Below are 13,265 nucleotides of genomic sequence, written 5' to 3'. Positions count from 1 at the left end.
TGAAAGTAGGGTTGTTATGAAATTATACATTCGAGCAAAACGTTTTTCTTTAAGAGATGGTTTGATTGTACGAAATGAAAAAGATGAGCCCATTTACGAAATCAAAAGCGAATGGTTGTCATTTGGACGAAAGGTACATATCTATGATCAGCAGAATGAAGAAGTAGCTTCTATTGAAGAAAAGAAGTTCGGTTTTTCAGCGAAATACGCAATCAGTCAATTAGATACCAATGTAGCTGTCGTCAAAAAAGAAAACAATCTGGTTGCTTCGGATTATGATATTGATAAACTCAACTGGAAGATCAAAGGCAACGTGGAAGACAATGAGTACAAGATCAAAGAACGTTTACGGACAGTAGCCGAATTGAAGAAAAAATGGTTCTCAGTCGGTGAATCGTATGTACTAGAAGTGGAAGAAGAACAAGATTCTGTGGTGGCTTTAGCTGTTGTAGTGGCTATTTGGAGCTTGCAAGCAGATGCTGAAGAAAAAGAAGATGAATAGAAAAAATCCTCGCCAACTAATTTCTGGCGGGGATTTTTATGATCTTTTGAAAAAAGACTAGATATCTAATTGGAAATATGCTGTAAGTGAGCCCTTTTTACCTGTGTGGTGCCATTCATGGTATTGAGCAAACACCTGCATCACATCGCCTTCTGCTCTATCCACTAATTCTTTCACCGCTAAAAAACTCCTCCAATAATCATACATGATACTGGTCATGTTGCCTTTATAAGTACTATTGCCGAATTCACTCAAAGAATGGTGCCCATATTTTTCTTTGAATTCTTTGACTAAAGTTCGTTCGACAGTACTGATCTCATCAAATTCTTCCTCAGTTAACAAAAACTTCCGTGGCAAATAAAAACACATTCCTTCTTCGAACCAAATATCTTTTTCCCAGTTTCCGTCATCAAATCCTTCTAAGAACAAATCGCTGTGATGAGTCAATTCATGTGCTAAAATCTCCATCATTTGGCTTTCCATATTCCGTTCATAATAATTTTTGATGACCGGCAAATCACGTCCATCCAATTGCTCATAGAAAATAGTTTTCCAATCCTCCATAACGGGTGACATGTAAATAACGTCTTTTCTCGTATAGGCTGGAATCGGAATCGTAGAAAAAATAGTTGTAGCTAATTCAGTGGATGTCCAAACGATAGCTTTAGGACTTTCTTTTAAAGCGAATGATTGTTGGAGATACACTTCATACGGTTGAAGTTGTTGGAACATCGACTGGATGATTTTTCTATGGGGTTCTACTTGAGTTAAATCTTCAAAAGCAAAAATCTGTTTCATAAATACAATCCTTTCCTTAAAAGTCAATTAATCGTACATTTCTTTTTTGATTTTATCTTGGATCATTACCACGTTTGTTTTCAGTAGATGTTCTCCATACGCAGGCTCAATACATTCCTTCCAATATTCCAAGTGTTTTTTATCGACATCAGCAGTAGAAAATTCCACTTCATTAGGAGACATTCCTTGATAAGAAACCCAGTATAAATACATTGTTCCTTCGATAATTTCTTCAAATATTGACTCTACATACATTTTTTCACCGGGCAGAGTTTCGATGACTTCAGCTAAATGATGGTTTAAAAAAAGCATCCATTCTCGAGCAGTGTCTTCTTTTCCGGATTTTACTCTAAAACGTTCTAATTCCACATGTAACGGTCCCGTTGTAGTCCTCTCCTTAAAGAATAATTAAGTTAAGTATAGCAAAAAACAGCCATAATGGATAAGGATTTTAGAAAGATAAAATATTTAGTAAACTTTACTTGAATTTGTTTACTAGATGGAATAAAATAGAATCAAAGAGAACTTGAAAGCGTTTTTAATAAAAGGAGGCAGTCAAACACATGCAATTAGATCAGTTAACAGAAACATTCGAACAATTATATGGAAAGAAAGAAATCCATTCTTTTTTCGCACCAGGAAGAATTAATTTGATAGGGGAGCATACAGATTACAATGGAGGGAACGTTTTTCCCTGTGCTATTACTTTGGGGACTTACGGCATAGCTAGTAAACGGGAAGATACCACAGTAAAGTTGTATTCTGAAAATTTTCCAGAAGCAGGAGTTATTTCATTTGATTTGAGTGAATTGAGCTATAAAAAAGAAGATAACTGGGCGAACTATCCTAAAGGTGTCATCAAGTTCTTGAAAGAATCAGGACATGCTATTTCTACTGGTTTAGAAATGGTCATTTGTGGAACGATTCCTAATGGTGCAGGCTTATCTTCTTCAGCATCTATCGAATTATTGATGGGAGTAGTATTAGAGGAATTGTTTGATTTGAAGGTCGAACGGTTAGAGTTGATTCAAATTGGGAAAAAAGTAGAAAATGAATTTATTGGGGTCAACTCAGGAATCATGGATCAATTTGCCGTGGGGATGGGTCAAAAGAATAGAGCTATTTTATTGGATACAAATACTTTAGAGTATGAAATGGTGCCTGTTGAATTGACTGATCATGTCATCGTGATCATGAATTCAAAGAAAAGACGTGAGCTGGCTGATTCAAAATACAATGAACGTCGAAGCGAATGCGAACAAGCTTTAAGCGAGTTGCAAACGGTGTTGGCTATTCAATCATTGGGTGACCTGGATGAAGCCACTTTTGAAGCCAATAAGCAAGTTATCTCCAGCGAAGTTTTGTCGAGACGCGCGAAACATGCTGTGTACGAAAACCAACGGACGCTAAAAGCTACGGAAGCGTTGAAAGCAGGAGATTTGATTACTTTTGGCAAATTAATGAATGAATCCCACTTATCTACTCAAGAAGATTACGAAGTGACTGGTATAGAGTTAGATACCTTGGTACATAGTGCTTGGGAACAGCCTGGAGTGATCGGAGCACGTATGACAGGAGCTGGATTTGGCGGCTGTGCTATTGCCATCGTTCAAAAAGACAGTACTGAAACGTTTATCCAACAGGTTGGAGCTGAATATGAAAGTAATATCGGCTATGCAGCTGAATTTTACATTGCGGAAATCAGTGATGGAGCTAAAGTACGATAAAAATGACTCGAAAAGGAGCAAAATAGTGATTGATCAAGCTATAATCGATTTTATTGAAATTGGGATACGGAAACAAAAAATGGCTAAAGTAGATCGTGTATACAAAACGAATCAATTGTTGGCTTTATTGCATAAAATAGACTTTGAACCTTCTATTGTCCACAGCACACCGCTGCCATCTGTTTTAGAAGTATTGGATGAACTGGTCAATTATGCGGCAACAACTGGAAGAATCGAAGATAGCCCATCCCATAGAGACGTATTGGAAGCAGAAATAATGGATTTAGTGACACCATTGCCTTCAAAAGTAAACGATGATTTCTGGAGTTTGTATGAAAACAGCCCTAAAGAAGCTACGGATTACTTTTATGGATTAAGCCAATCAAACAATTATATCAAAACAAGAAGTATTGCCAAAAATATCCATTTTTTGAAAGAAACAGAGTATGGCGATCTGGAAATCACCATCAATCTTTCCAAACCCGAAAAGGATTCAAAAGAGATCGCTTTAGCTAAAAACGCAGTCAGTTCCAGTTATCCAGCATGTTTATTGTGTATGGAAAATGAAGGATATGAAGGACATGCAACACATCCAGGAAGAGCCAACCACCGCTTAGTCCGCATGTCTGTCAATCATGAAACATGGGGCTTCCAGTACTCTCCTTATTCTTATTACAATGAGCACGCTATATTCTTATCTGAAGAACATCGCCCAATGAATGTAAACGGGGAGGCTTATCGAAACCTGTTGAACATTGTAGAAACTTTGCCGCATTATTTCGTAGGATCGAATGCTGGATTGCCAATCGTTGGCGGATCGATTTTAACACATGATCATTATCAAGGAGGTCGGCACACATTTCCAATGGAAAAAGCAGAAACGAATGTACCTTTTTCTTTAGATCAGTATCCTGAAGTAACATGTGGAATTGTAAAATGGCCGATGTCTGTTATTCGTCTGAAAAGCAAACAACCTGAAGCATTAGTTGAAGCGGGCAGTTATATTCTGGGGAAATGGGAACAGTACAGCGATGAATCAGCAGAAATTAGAGCATACTCTGGAGAAGAACCCCATAATGCTATTACCCCTATAGCTCGTCAAAAAAACGGCGTATTTGAATTGGATTTAGTACTACGCAACAATCGAACATCAGCAGAGTTTCCGGATGGAATCTTTCATCCGCATCCTGATGTGCAGCACATCAAAAAAGAAAATATTGGTTTGATAGAAGTCATGGGTCTAGCAATTTTGCCGCCTCGACTAGAAACGGAATTAAAAGAAGTGGAGCAGTATTTACTGGATCAACCCAACACAATCGCAGATTACCATAAAGAATGGGCGGATGAGTTAAAAGCAACTCAACACATCACGAAGGAAACGGTTGGAAAAGTGATTCAAGAGGGTGTGGGCTCTGTATTTTTACGGGTGTTGGAAGATGCAGGTGTGTATAAAGCAACAGACGATGGTAAAGAAGCCTTTAAAAGATTTGTAGAGACACTTTAAATTGCACAGTGGGGAGTGAAATAAAATGGAATTTGAGAAGAAATTTTTTGGAGACTTGTCAGGAGAAACGGTTTATGAGTACACGCTCACAAATAGTCAGGGTGTGTCCTTGTCTGCTTTGAACTTAGGAGGAGTAGTGACTTCAATCAAAACACCAGACAAACGTGGAGCTCTAGCCAATATCACATTAGGTTTCGATAATGTGGAAGATTATTTAACTTATCGGCCTTTCTATGGTGCACTAGTAGGGCGCGTGGCAGGAAGAATTGCAAAAGGGGAATTTTCTATTGAAGGCAAAAAATATCAATTGCAAGTAAATGAAGGAGAGAACCATCATCACGGAGGAAACCCTGCATTTGAGTCTCACCTTTGGGAAGTTTCTATAGAAGAAGAGGAAGCTGCTGCACATTTGATCTTTAAGTATTTTAGTCCAGCTGGAGAAAATGGATATCCAGGCAATGTTACTGTTACAGTAACGTACACGTTGTCCGAAGCCAATGAATGGAAAATCACTTATGAAGCTGAAACGGATGAGCCTACTTTATTCAATCCTACCAATCATGTGTACTTTAATTTGACGGGCGACCATACTAAAACCATTCGTGATCATGAACTGCAAATCAATAGTGACTTAGTAGGAGAATTGAAAGAGGATGGAATTCCAACAGGGAAAATGCTGCCTGTTAATGATACTGATTTTGATTTGAGAGAAGCTGCACCGTTGAGTAGAGGAATCGACAGCGAACACCCTCAATTAGAAAGCAACGAGGGATTTGACCATCCATTTTTCTTATCGCATAGAGGCTCTCAACCAGATGCTGTATTATATGATCCTGAAAGTGGCAGAAAAGTTGTTGTTACAACGGATTGTGATGCGGTAGTTATTTTTACTCACAATGGGGTCAGCGGTGATTACCGAATCGATGGAAAAACAGTTCAGCCATATGCAGGAGTAGCGATGGAAACACAAGCTATGCCGGACGCGATCAATCAAGAAAATTTCGGGGATGTCATCTTGTATCCAGGTGAACCATTCCGATCCGAAACCATTTATCAATTTGAATAAAAAGAGGACTTAGAATAAAGTCAGAAAAGTGGTGATAAAATGGCGACGATTAAAGAAATCGCTGAAAAAGCTGGTGTATCCAGCGCAACAGTTTCACGTGTATTGAATTATGATGAGAGTCTTTCCGTCAGCGATGATACTAAAAAACGCATTTTTGAGACAGCAGAAAATTTGAATTATTCTAAATTCCAAAAGAAGAAAAAGCTGAAACAAGGGAAAATTGCCATTGTACAATGGTATACAGAAAAAGAAGAACTCAATGATTTGTATTATTTATCGATCCGCTTAGGGGTGGAGAAAAAAGCAGCAGAAGAAGGGTATGAAATCGTTCGGCTGTTTCAAGATTCAAAGTCTGAGATAACTTCAGAGGTATCGGGGATCATAGCTATTGGAAAATTCAGTGAGCAAGAAATCAACAAGCTGAGTAAATGGACAAAAAATATTTGTTTTGTAGATTCAAATCAGCTGTCTCGTAAATTAGATTCTGTCGAAGTAGATTTTGAGCAGGCAGTTTCAGAAGTTGTGGATTATTTAATAGATCATGAACATCAGAAAATCGGTTTTATCGGAGGACAAGAAAGTTATGCAGATCAATCGGCTGTAGTTGCTGATAAACGACAAATGATTTTCGCACAGTTGCTCGATAAACAAGCCTTGTATAATGAAAAGTACTTTTTTGTGGCTGATTCTTATCATGTCAGTGAGGGGGAAAAAACGATGCAGCAAGCAATCGATTTTCTAGGTGATGACTTTCCAACGGCTTTTTTTGTAGCTAATGATGCATTAGCTATAGGTAGCTTAAGAACTCTGCAGGAAAATAGCGTGTCAGTTCCAGATGATGTATGTATTATCGGCTTTAACGATGCAAGTGTAGCGAAATATGTCTTTCCCACATTAAGCACGGTAAGAGTTGAAACAGAACTGATGGGAGAAACAGCGTTTGAACTTCTGATAGATCGGATGACTACAGAGCGAACAGTCGCTAAAAAAATTACTCTGACAACGGAATTGATGGTGCGAGAAAGTTCACAAAAATAATTGTTGCATGCAATAAAGAGAGCCTAATTAGACTCTCTTTTATTGTATACAGATAATAAACTTTGAGTGACTGCTTCTTCGGGCTATAAGTTCCTTAAAATTACTTAACCAACCCTGCTTTTTTAAAAGCATCATCTTGAGGTTCATAACCTATTGCGATTCTTGCTTGATCGATATCTAAGCGCGGGAATGTATTGTTGGATAGACCATTCACTACTAATGCCGGTTCTTTAAGTTCAGCTTTCAAGCAGCAATCCATTAAGTGACACATGTCACGATTGGATAAGTACATAGCTAACCCGCTGACATCTGTATTTGCGTCAAATTCGCTGTCGTCTTCTTTATAGTCTCCAATCCGTAAACCAATTGATTCCACGCCTTGTTCAAAAGCAAAATAAGAAGCTAGAGCTTCGATATAAACTTTTGATACACCATACAAGTCGCTAGGACGAGGGATATCAGAGATTTTTACTTGTACATTGGAAGGATAAGCATCTGAAGCATGAATAGAACTTGCATAGATGACACGTTTTAATGACGAACTTTTCGCTGCTGCATCAAATAAGTTGTATGGAAGTTTATAATTCAAGTCCAATAAACTATCATAAAAATTAGCAGTTGCATCTGCTTGTCCGGCCAATTGAATCACATAATCAATACCCTCTAACAGACCATCCCAACTGTTTTGTTCTACCAAATCTAATTCTTTGATTTCCATTTCTTTGAACAATTCTTTTTCCTTATCATCAAAGGATCGGTTTACTAACACTAATTCATGATTCGGATGTAAATGTTCAGCTAGATTTTTTCCGATACTTCCAGTAGCACCTGTGATTAAAATTTTTGCCATAGTCGTTCCTCCCGAAATTGAAATAATATTCAAGAAAAGTTATCTAAAAAAGGCAGACCAAAATTTCTTATGGTCTTGCCTTTTTTTGAATACCCATCAAATGTCATTCTTTTATTTATTATTCTGTGACAATAAAAGAATTCATCTTAGTGGTTGTCGTTTTTTTTATGATCCATATCATCTTTAAATTCGCCGACTTTTTTCTCTACGTCGCCTTTAGCTTTTTGTGCTTTTCCTTCGACTTGTTTGGACTTATCATCTGTCATATCGCCGTAAGTGTCTTTTGCGCCACCTACTGCTTTATCTTTTAGTCCTTCTGCTTTATCTTTCCAGCTTTCCTTTTTGTCTGCCATTCTTATTTCCTCCTCTTAGTAAATTTTATAAAAATAGGTTAAACCAATTGTTGGATCTGAATGCATGAACTATCTTATACCAAAATATTATCGCTTGAGAGGCAGAAAGGCAAATAAAAAGCCTTACAGGATAAAACTATGGTTGCAAAAGACAGAAAGTACGTAGTTGCTTAATATTCCCGCGTTTTTATGCTAAAATAATGGCATAGAGATTACGGAAATGAGGAAAATAGTGCATGAAATTATTGGCCATAGACACTTCTAATCAAGCAATGAGTATTGCAGTAATGGAAAACGAAACATTAATTGGCGAATTGACAACCAATTTAAAAAGAAACCACAGTGAACGTTTGATGCCTGCTATTGACGCATTAATGAAAGAACTGAGTTTGGAGATACAAGAAATCGATCGAGTTGCGGTGGCTAAAGGCCCAGGCTCTTATACTGGCTTACGAATTGGAGTAACAACTGCAAAAACATTAGCTTGGACATTGAACATAGAATTAACAGGTATTTCTAGTTTGAAAGTCCTCGCTGCAAATGTAAGCTTTACTGATCAGTATATTGTTCCTGTCATGGATGCCAGAAGAGGCAATATTTATACGGGATTGTATCAGTATCAAAAAGGTGTCCTGGTCGAGGCAGAGCCTGACACTCATATCTCAGCCGATAAATGGGCTGAATACTTGAGCCGCAAAGAAGGTCAATTTATTTTAGTAGGCGAAGACTATAGTAAACACTTGGAAACATTTGAAAAACAGTTAATGGGACGTGTCAGTATTGCATCACCGCAACAACAAGTACCAAAAGCTAGTGTGCTGGGAATATTAAGCTTATCTAGTGAAGTTGAGGAGGTTCATACTTTTACTCCCGATTACTTGAAATTAGCTGAAGCTGAAGAAAATTGGCGTGCTGCACATCCTGATTTAGTGGAGGATAACTATGTTGAAAAAATTTAGAGATTGGTTAACCAGTGGAGTAAGTACAGTGTCTATTTCAGAAACGATACCTAAAACGAAAGTTTCCCATCGAATTCAGCTTAGTCAGTCTCATCTTATCTTGGGTGATGGAGCAATGTTTGAAACAGCGATTGGGGAGGACCGGGATGTAGAAACCTTATTGGCTATCCAGACCGCTTGTTACAATGGAGAGACGCCTTGGAACGCTTCTGCACTGCACCACGAATTAAAGCGAAATACAAATGCATTGTATATTGTGATTCGCCAAATTTCAAAACCAGTAGCCTTTATTGGTGCTTGGTTAGTGGAAAAAGAAGCTCATATCACCAATGTAGCAGTTGTTCCAGAATTTCAACGAAAAGGAATCGCTACATGGATGATACAGGAATTAGAGCGTATATCCGCGGCAGAAGGCATGGAAGTTCTCAGTTTAGAAGTGCGTGTATCCAATGAAAAAGCACAACGTTTGTATCACCAATTGGGATTTTCAGAAGGAAAAGTCAAAAAATTCTATTATTCAAACGATCATGAAGATGCTCTTGAAATGAGCAAACAACTTGTAAAAAGCGAGGTAGCCAGCCTTGAAAGATAATCAAGATTTATCAAGGTTTGGAGATGTACACCTATCTTTTGAACCAACAGATATCCCCCCTCCCAACAAGTTATTCGAACTGGCAAATGAAAATTACAGCACAGGCTCACCTTGGAGTGTCAGTGGGTTTGCAGAGGATTTAAAAACAGCTCATGCTTATTATGGAATGGTCTTATCTGATAAAGAATGTGTCGGTTTTGTAGGCTACCACAGCCTATTAGGAGAAGCTGAAATCACTAATTTTGTAGTAGCGAAGAACTTTCAGCGACGAGGGATAGCTTTAAGGCTGCTGCGAAGTTGCCTAGAAAAACTGTCTGCTGAGAAGGTTGAACAAGTCTTTCTAGAAGTTCGTGAAAGCAATCAAAGCGCAATCGGTTTGTATCAAAAAAGCGGATTTATGAATATCGGTACACGAAAGAATTATTATGCACAATCTAAAGAAAATGCTGTGATTATGCAACTAACCCTTAAATAACTTAAAGTCTAAAATGAGAAAGAGTGAAATAAATTAAAATGGAAAAGAAATTGATTCTTGCTATTGAATCGAGTTGTGATGAAACAAGCGCATCGGTTGTAGAAAATGGAGATACTGTTTTATCCAATATCGTAGCTTCCCAAATAAAAAGTCATATGCGTTTTGGAGGAGTTGTTCCAGAGATTGCCAGCCGGCACCATGTAGAACAGATTACACAGATCATTGAAGAAGCGATGGAAGAAGCTGACGTTACCTATGAAGATCTAGCTGGAGTAGCCGTCACTGAAGGACCTGGTTTAGTTGGTGCTTTATTGATCGGAGTAAATGCTGCCAAAGCAATTGCTTACGCACACAAATTACCTTTAATCGCTGTCAATCATATGGCCGGTCACATCTATGCCAATAAATTTGTGCACACTATGAGATTCCCACTAATGGCGCTTGTAGTAAGCGGTGGGCATACTGAATTGGTTTATATGGCTGAAGACGGTTCTTACGAAATTGTAGGCGAAACCCGAGATGACGCAGCCGGAGAAGCGTATGACAAAATCGGCCGTGTTCTAGGACTGCCGTATCCGGGTGGGAAAGCTATCGATCAAATGGCCCATGAAGGCCAAGACGTTTACAATTTTCCAAGAGCTATGATCAAAGAAGATAATTATGATTTTAGTTTCAGCGGACTGAAAAGTGCTTTTATCAATAAAGTGCATAACGCTCAACAAAAAGGGGAAGAATTGAATAACAATGATTTAGCGGCTAGCTTCCAAGCTAGTGTGGTCGAAGTATTGGTCACAAAAACTCTGCGAGCTGCTAAAGAATATCGTGTCAAACAGCTTCTTTTAGCAGGCGGTGTAGCAGCTAATAAAGGTTTGAGAGAAGCTCTTATGAAAGCTATGAAAGAAGAACTTCCTGAAGTAGAGTTGGTTATTCCGCCACTCTCTCTATGTGGAGATAATGCCGCTATGATAGGGGCTGCGGGATTTGTGGAACTGACTAAACATCAATTTGCAGGATACGAGTTGAATGCAAAACCTGGTCTATTGTTAGGCTGATTCTCAATAAAAAATAAATCATCCGGAAGTTAGAAATGTTTGTTATTCTAACTTTCGGATTCTTTGTATTTATATTAATAAAAAGGACTTTTTATTTTATTTTAAGTTTAAAACACGAACTATAAATTATAATACGATTAGAAATGTAAAGTTTTTAAATCTTTGCTTATTTTTTTGTTGTAAGATGTGTTCATGAAAGATCATACGAAACAAAAAACTTTGGGGGTAAAGAGTGTGAATAAAAGAAAAGTAACAGGAATAATGTCATTCGGATTAGTTTCGGGATTAATGCTTGCAGCTTGTGGAAACGAAACAGAAGCAACAGATAACGGCAGCACAGAATCTATAGAAACGAGCGATTATTCCATTGTGATGGTAACTGACAGTGGTGGAGTTGATGATGGTTCCTTTAACCAATCTGCATGGGAAGGTATGATTGAGTGGGGGGAAGAAACAAATGGTCTTGAAGGTGAGAACTATGCGTACATTGCTTCTAATGAAGATTCAGAATACATACCCAACTTAAATCAAGCCATCATGAATGACTTTGATATCATTTTTGGTGTTGGATTTAAATTAAAAGATTCTATTAAAGAAATTGCTGCAGGCAATCCTGAGCAGCAATTTGTGATTACCGATGATAGTATAGAAGGACTTGATAATGTAGCTTCAGTTCTTTTTAAAGATCAAGAAAATGCATTCCTAGCAGGAGTTTCTGCTGCACTATCAACTGAAACAGGGAAAATCGGATTTGTAGCTGGACAAGAAAGTGAAGTTTTAGATCGATTTGAAGCCGGCTTTTTAGCAGGAGTTCAGGCAGCGGATCCAAGTGTTGAAGTTCAAGTAGAGTATGTCGGCTCTTTTGCAGATACATCAAAAGCCAGACAAATTGCCGCAGGAATGTATTCTAACGGAATCGATGTGATTTACCAAGGAGCAGGAGATGCTGGTAATGGTGTCTTTTCTGAAGCAAGAGATCGTATGAATGCCAACCCGGATGAGCAAATTTGGGTCATCGGTAGTGATCGTGATCAAACAGAAGAAGGGAACTATGGAGGCGGTAATTTAACATTAACGTCTTCCATTAAAGGTTTAGGAACAGCTATCAAATCAGTTGCGCATGATACAATGGAAGGCAATTTCCCAGGAGGTAAAATCACTCAATTAGGACTGAAAGAAGAGGCTATCTATATGACACGAGGCAATTTGAGCGAAGAGGTCTGGACAGCTGTTGAAGAATTCAAAGAGCAAATTATCAATGGGGACATTGTTGTACCGACAAATCCTGATGAAGTGACTGCGCCAGAATAAAGGCATGCGAACGGGTACAAATTTGAAGACATTTGCAGGAGGAAACGATGAAAAGAGTCATTATTGATACAGATACAGCTGGAGACGATACAATAGCTATTCTAACAGCGCTGCACTACTTTAAAGTTGAAGGAGTAACGGTGGCTGGAGGGAATGTCGACTTTGAACAAGAAGTAGAAAATGCGCTTTACACAGTTCAAATGGCAAAATCTGACTACCATGTGCCGGTATACAAAGGCTATGAAAGACCCATTATGGCAGTTGGAGTAGAGAAGCATATTACGATTGAGGATATTCATGGGAAATATGGCATGGGCGATTCTTATTTTGAAAAAACCGAACAACGTCCTGAAAAAGAACACGCTGTTGATTTCATTATTGATACAGTCAAAGCAAACCCCGGCGAGATCTCTTTATTGGCGATTGCTCCTCTAACCAATATTGCGATGGCCATCAAAAAAGATCCTACAATTGTTAAAGACATCCCTCATCTTTATATTATGGGAGGTTTAAACAATACGTTAGGAAATATTACGGCAGCAGCAGAGTATAATTTCTATGTAGATCCAGAAGCTGCCAGAATTGTCATGCATTCTGGTGTTCCTATCACTATGGTGGGCTGGGATATGTGTAAAAAACATTCCGTAATGAAAAAAGAGGACCAAACGGAGATTCAAGCGCTAGGAACAGCAGGATCTAAATTTTACATGGATGTAAATAGTGCAGTTATACGTTATGATCAAGAAATTCATAAGTTAGACGGGATTACTCACCCTGATACATTACTCGTTGCTATAGCTGCAGATGAAAGTATCATGACAGGCTCTGATATGTATTATGTAGATATTGAAGTACATGGTGAGCTGACCAGAGGCTACGATTTAGTGGATGTCTCAAACTTTACCGGCAAAACACCGAATGTGCGTGTGTGTGAAGAAGTAGATAGAGACAAATTTAAAGCCAGTTTATTAGATGTTTTAAAAGCTATTTAGATAGAAAAAGAAGCAGCGACCTCCAAGTTAGAGTGAAATCTAATTT

The 13,265-nt window shown here is 38.2% G+C and carries 15 protein-coding genes; 11 read left to right on the top strand and 4 right to left on the bottom strand.

From position 1 onward, the window contains the following. The first annotated feature begins 16 nt into the window (after positions 1-16). Entirely contained in the window at positions 17-502 is a 486-nt protein-coding gene (locus tag ACEN4I_RS06400) for an LURP-one-related/scramblase family protein (RefSeq protein ID WP_407095811.1), read from the top strand. Positions 503-559: 57 nt separating this feature from the next. Here ACEN4I_RS06400 and ACEN4I_RS06395 read toward each other — a convergent pair whose 3' ends face one another. Beyond that, complete coding sequence (locus ACEN4I_RS06395; RefSeq protein WP_407102534.1) at positions 560-1,300, bottom strand: hypothetical protein; 741 nt, start codon at positions 1,298-1,300, stop codon at positions 560-562. A 27-nt stretch (positions 1,301-1,327) separates the two neighbouring features. Then, positions 1,328-1,669 carry a DUF6176 family protein gene (locus ACEN4I_RS06390; RefSeq protein WP_407102533.1) on the bottom strand — a complete coding sequence of 114 codons (342 nt, stop codon included), beginning with the start codon at positions 1,667-1,669 and terminating at the stop codon, positions 1,328-1,330. A gap of 194 nt (positions 1,670-1,863) precedes the next feature. Between ACEN4I_RS06390 and ACEN4I_RS06385 the strand changes: the two genes are divergently transcribed. From ACEN4I_RS06385 to ACEN4I_RS06370, 4 genes are read left to right on the top strand one after another with little or no spacing between them, the layout of a single operon-like run. Then, on the top strand, positions 1,864-3,027 hold the full coding sequence (locus ACEN4I_RS06385; protein WP_407102532.1) for a galactokinase: 1,164 nt from the start codon (positions 1,864-1,866) through the stop codon (positions 3,025-3,027). Positions 3,028-3,049: 22 nt separating this feature from the next. Further along, positions 3,050-4,531 (top strand): UDP-glucose--hexose-1-phosphate uridylyltransferase, encoded by a 1,482-nt coding sequence (gene galT / locus ACEN4I_RS06380; protein ID WP_407102561.1) that lies wholly within the window; start codon positions 3,050-3,052, stop codon positions 4,529-4,531. 25 nt (positions 4,532-4,556) lie between these two features. Beyond that, positions 4,557-5,597, top strand: a complete 1,041-nt coding sequence (locus tag ACEN4I_RS06375) for an aldose epimerase family protein (RefSeq protein WP_407095815.1) — start codon at positions 4,557-4,559, stop codon at positions 5,595-5,597. Positions 5,598-5,636: 39 nt separating this feature from the next. Further along, positions 5,637-6,635 (top strand): LacI family DNA-binding transcriptional regulator, encoded by a 999-nt coding sequence (locus ACEN4I_RS06370; protein ID WP_407095816.1) that lies wholly within the window; start codon positions 5,637-5,639, stop codon positions 6,633-6,635. 100 nt (positions 6,636-6,735) lie between these two features. Here the strand turns inward: ACEN4I_RS06370 and ACEN4I_RS06365 are convergent, their stop codons facing one another. Both ACEN4I_RS06365 and ACEN4I_RS06360 read right to left on the bottom strand, forming a co-directional pair. After that, positions 6,736-7,485: an NAD-dependent epimerase/dehydratase family protein gene (locus tag ACEN4I_RS06365; protein ID WP_407102530.1), complete on the bottom strand. Its 750-nt coding sequence runs from the start codon at positions 7,483-7,485 to the stop codon at positions 6,736-6,738. A gap of 146 nt (positions 7,486-7,631) precedes the next feature. After that, positions 7,632-7,838 (bottom strand): CsbD family protein, encoded by a 207-nt coding sequence (locus tag ACEN4I_RS06360; protein WP_407095818.1) that lies wholly within the window; start codon positions 7,836-7,838, stop codon positions 7,632-7,634. Positions 7,839-8,074: 236 nt separating this feature from the next. Between ACEN4I_RS06360 and tsaB the strand changes: the two genes are divergently transcribed. The 6 genes from tsaB to ACEN4I_RS06330 all read left to right on the top strand — a co-directional run bounded on the left by tsaB (position 8,075) and on the right by ACEN4I_RS06330 (position 13,219). After that, complete coding sequence (gene tsaB / locus ACEN4I_RS06355; RefSeq protein WP_407102529.1) at positions 8,075-8,797, top strand: tRNA (adenosine(37)-N6)-threonylcarbamoyltransferase complex dimerization subunit type 1 TsaB; 723 nt, start codon at positions 8,075-8,077, stop codon at positions 8,795-8,797. Beyond that, positions 8,781-9,389 (top strand): ribosomal protein S18-alanine N-acetyltransferase, encoded by a 609-nt coding sequence (gene rimI / locus ACEN4I_RS06350; protein ID WP_407102528.1) that lies wholly within the window; start codon positions 8,781-8,783, stop codon positions 9,387-9,389. The genes tsaB and rimI (ACEN4I_RS06350) overlap by 17 nt, the downstream gene beginning before the upstream one ends. Beyond that, a complete protein-coding gene (gene rimI / locus ACEN4I_RS06345) occupies positions 9,379-9,864 on the top strand; it encodes a ribosomal protein S18-alanine N-acetyltransferase (RefSeq protein WP_407095821.1) in 486 nt (161 codons plus the stop codon). The genes rimI (ACEN4I_RS06350) and rimI (ACEN4I_RS06345) overlap by 11 nt, the downstream gene beginning before the upstream one ends. Positions 9,865-9,902: 38 nt before the next feature. Next, positions 9,903-10,916: a tRNA (adenosine(37)-N6)-threonylcarbamoyltransferase complex transferase subunit TsaD gene (tsaD, locus tag ACEN4I_RS06340; protein ID WP_407102527.1), complete on the top strand. Its 1,014-nt coding sequence runs from the start codon at positions 9,903-9,905 to the stop codon at positions 10,914-10,916. Between the two features lie 234 nt (positions 10,917-11,150). Further along, positions 11,151-12,227 (top strand): BMP family protein, encoded by a 1,077-nt coding sequence (locus tag ACEN4I_RS06335; RefSeq protein WP_407102526.1) that lies wholly within the window; start codon positions 11,151-11,153, stop codon positions 12,225-12,227. Positions 12,228-12,274: 47 nt separating this feature from the next. After that, entirely contained in the window at positions 12,275-13,219 is a 945-nt protein-coding gene (locus ACEN4I_RS06330) for a nucleoside hydrolase (protein ID WP_407095824.1), read from the top strand. Positions 13,220-13,265: the final 46 nt, after the last annotated feature.

The organism is Desemzia sp. FAM 23990, assembly GCF_045528485.1.
Lineage (GTDB): Bacteria > Bacillota > Bacilli > Lactobacillales > Carnobacteriaceae > Desemzia.
The sequence above is the reverse complement of the archived record's forward strand: the minus strand, read 5'-3'. Positions and strand labels throughout refer to the sequence as shown.

Bases quoted from the DNA above. Each gene is read 5' to 3' on its own strand.
- ACEN4I_RS06400 (WP_407095811.1), top strand. From the start codon at position 17: ATGAAATTATACATTCGAGCAAAACGTTTTTCTTTAAGAGATGGTTTG.
- ACEN4I_RS06395 (WP_407102534.1), bottom strand. From the start codon at position 1,300: ATGAAACAGATTTTTGCTTTTGAAGATTTAACTCAAGTAGAACCCCAT.
- ACEN4I_RS06385 (WP_407102532.1), top strand. From the start codon at position 1,864: ATGCAATTAGATCAGTTAACAGAAACATTCGAACAATTATATGGAAAG.
- ACEN4I_RS06375 (WP_407095815.1), top strand. From the start codon at position 4,557: ATGGAATTTGAGAAGAAATTTTTTGGAGACTTGTCAGGAGAAACGGTT.
- ACEN4I_RS06370 (WP_407095816.1), top strand. From the start codon at position 5,637: ATGGCGACGATTAAAGAAATCGCTGAAAAAGCTGGTGTATCCAGCGCA.
- ACEN4I_RS06365 (WP_407102530.1), bottom strand. From the start codon at position 7,485: ATGGCAAAAATTTTAATCACAGGTGCTACTGGAAGTATCGGAAAAAAT.
- ACEN4I_RS06360 (WP_407095818.1), bottom strand. From the start codon at position 7,838: ATGGCAGACAAAAAGGAAAGCTGGAAAGATAAAGCAGAAGGACTAAAA.
- tsaB (WP_407102529.1), top strand. From the start codon at position 8,075: ATGAAATTATTGGCCATAGACACTTCTAATCAAGCAATGAGTATTGCA.
- rimI (WP_407102528.1), top strand. From the start codon at position 8,781: ATGTTGAAAAAATTTAGAGATTGGTTAACCAGTGGAGTAAGTACAGTG.
- tsaD (WP_407102527.1), top strand. From the start codon at position 9,903: ATGGAAAAGAAATTGATTCTTGCTATTGAATCGAGTTGTGATGAAACA.
- ACEN4I_RS06330 (WP_407095824.1), top strand. From the start codon at position 12,275: ATGAAAAGAGTCATTATTGATACAGATACAGCTGGAGACGATACAATA.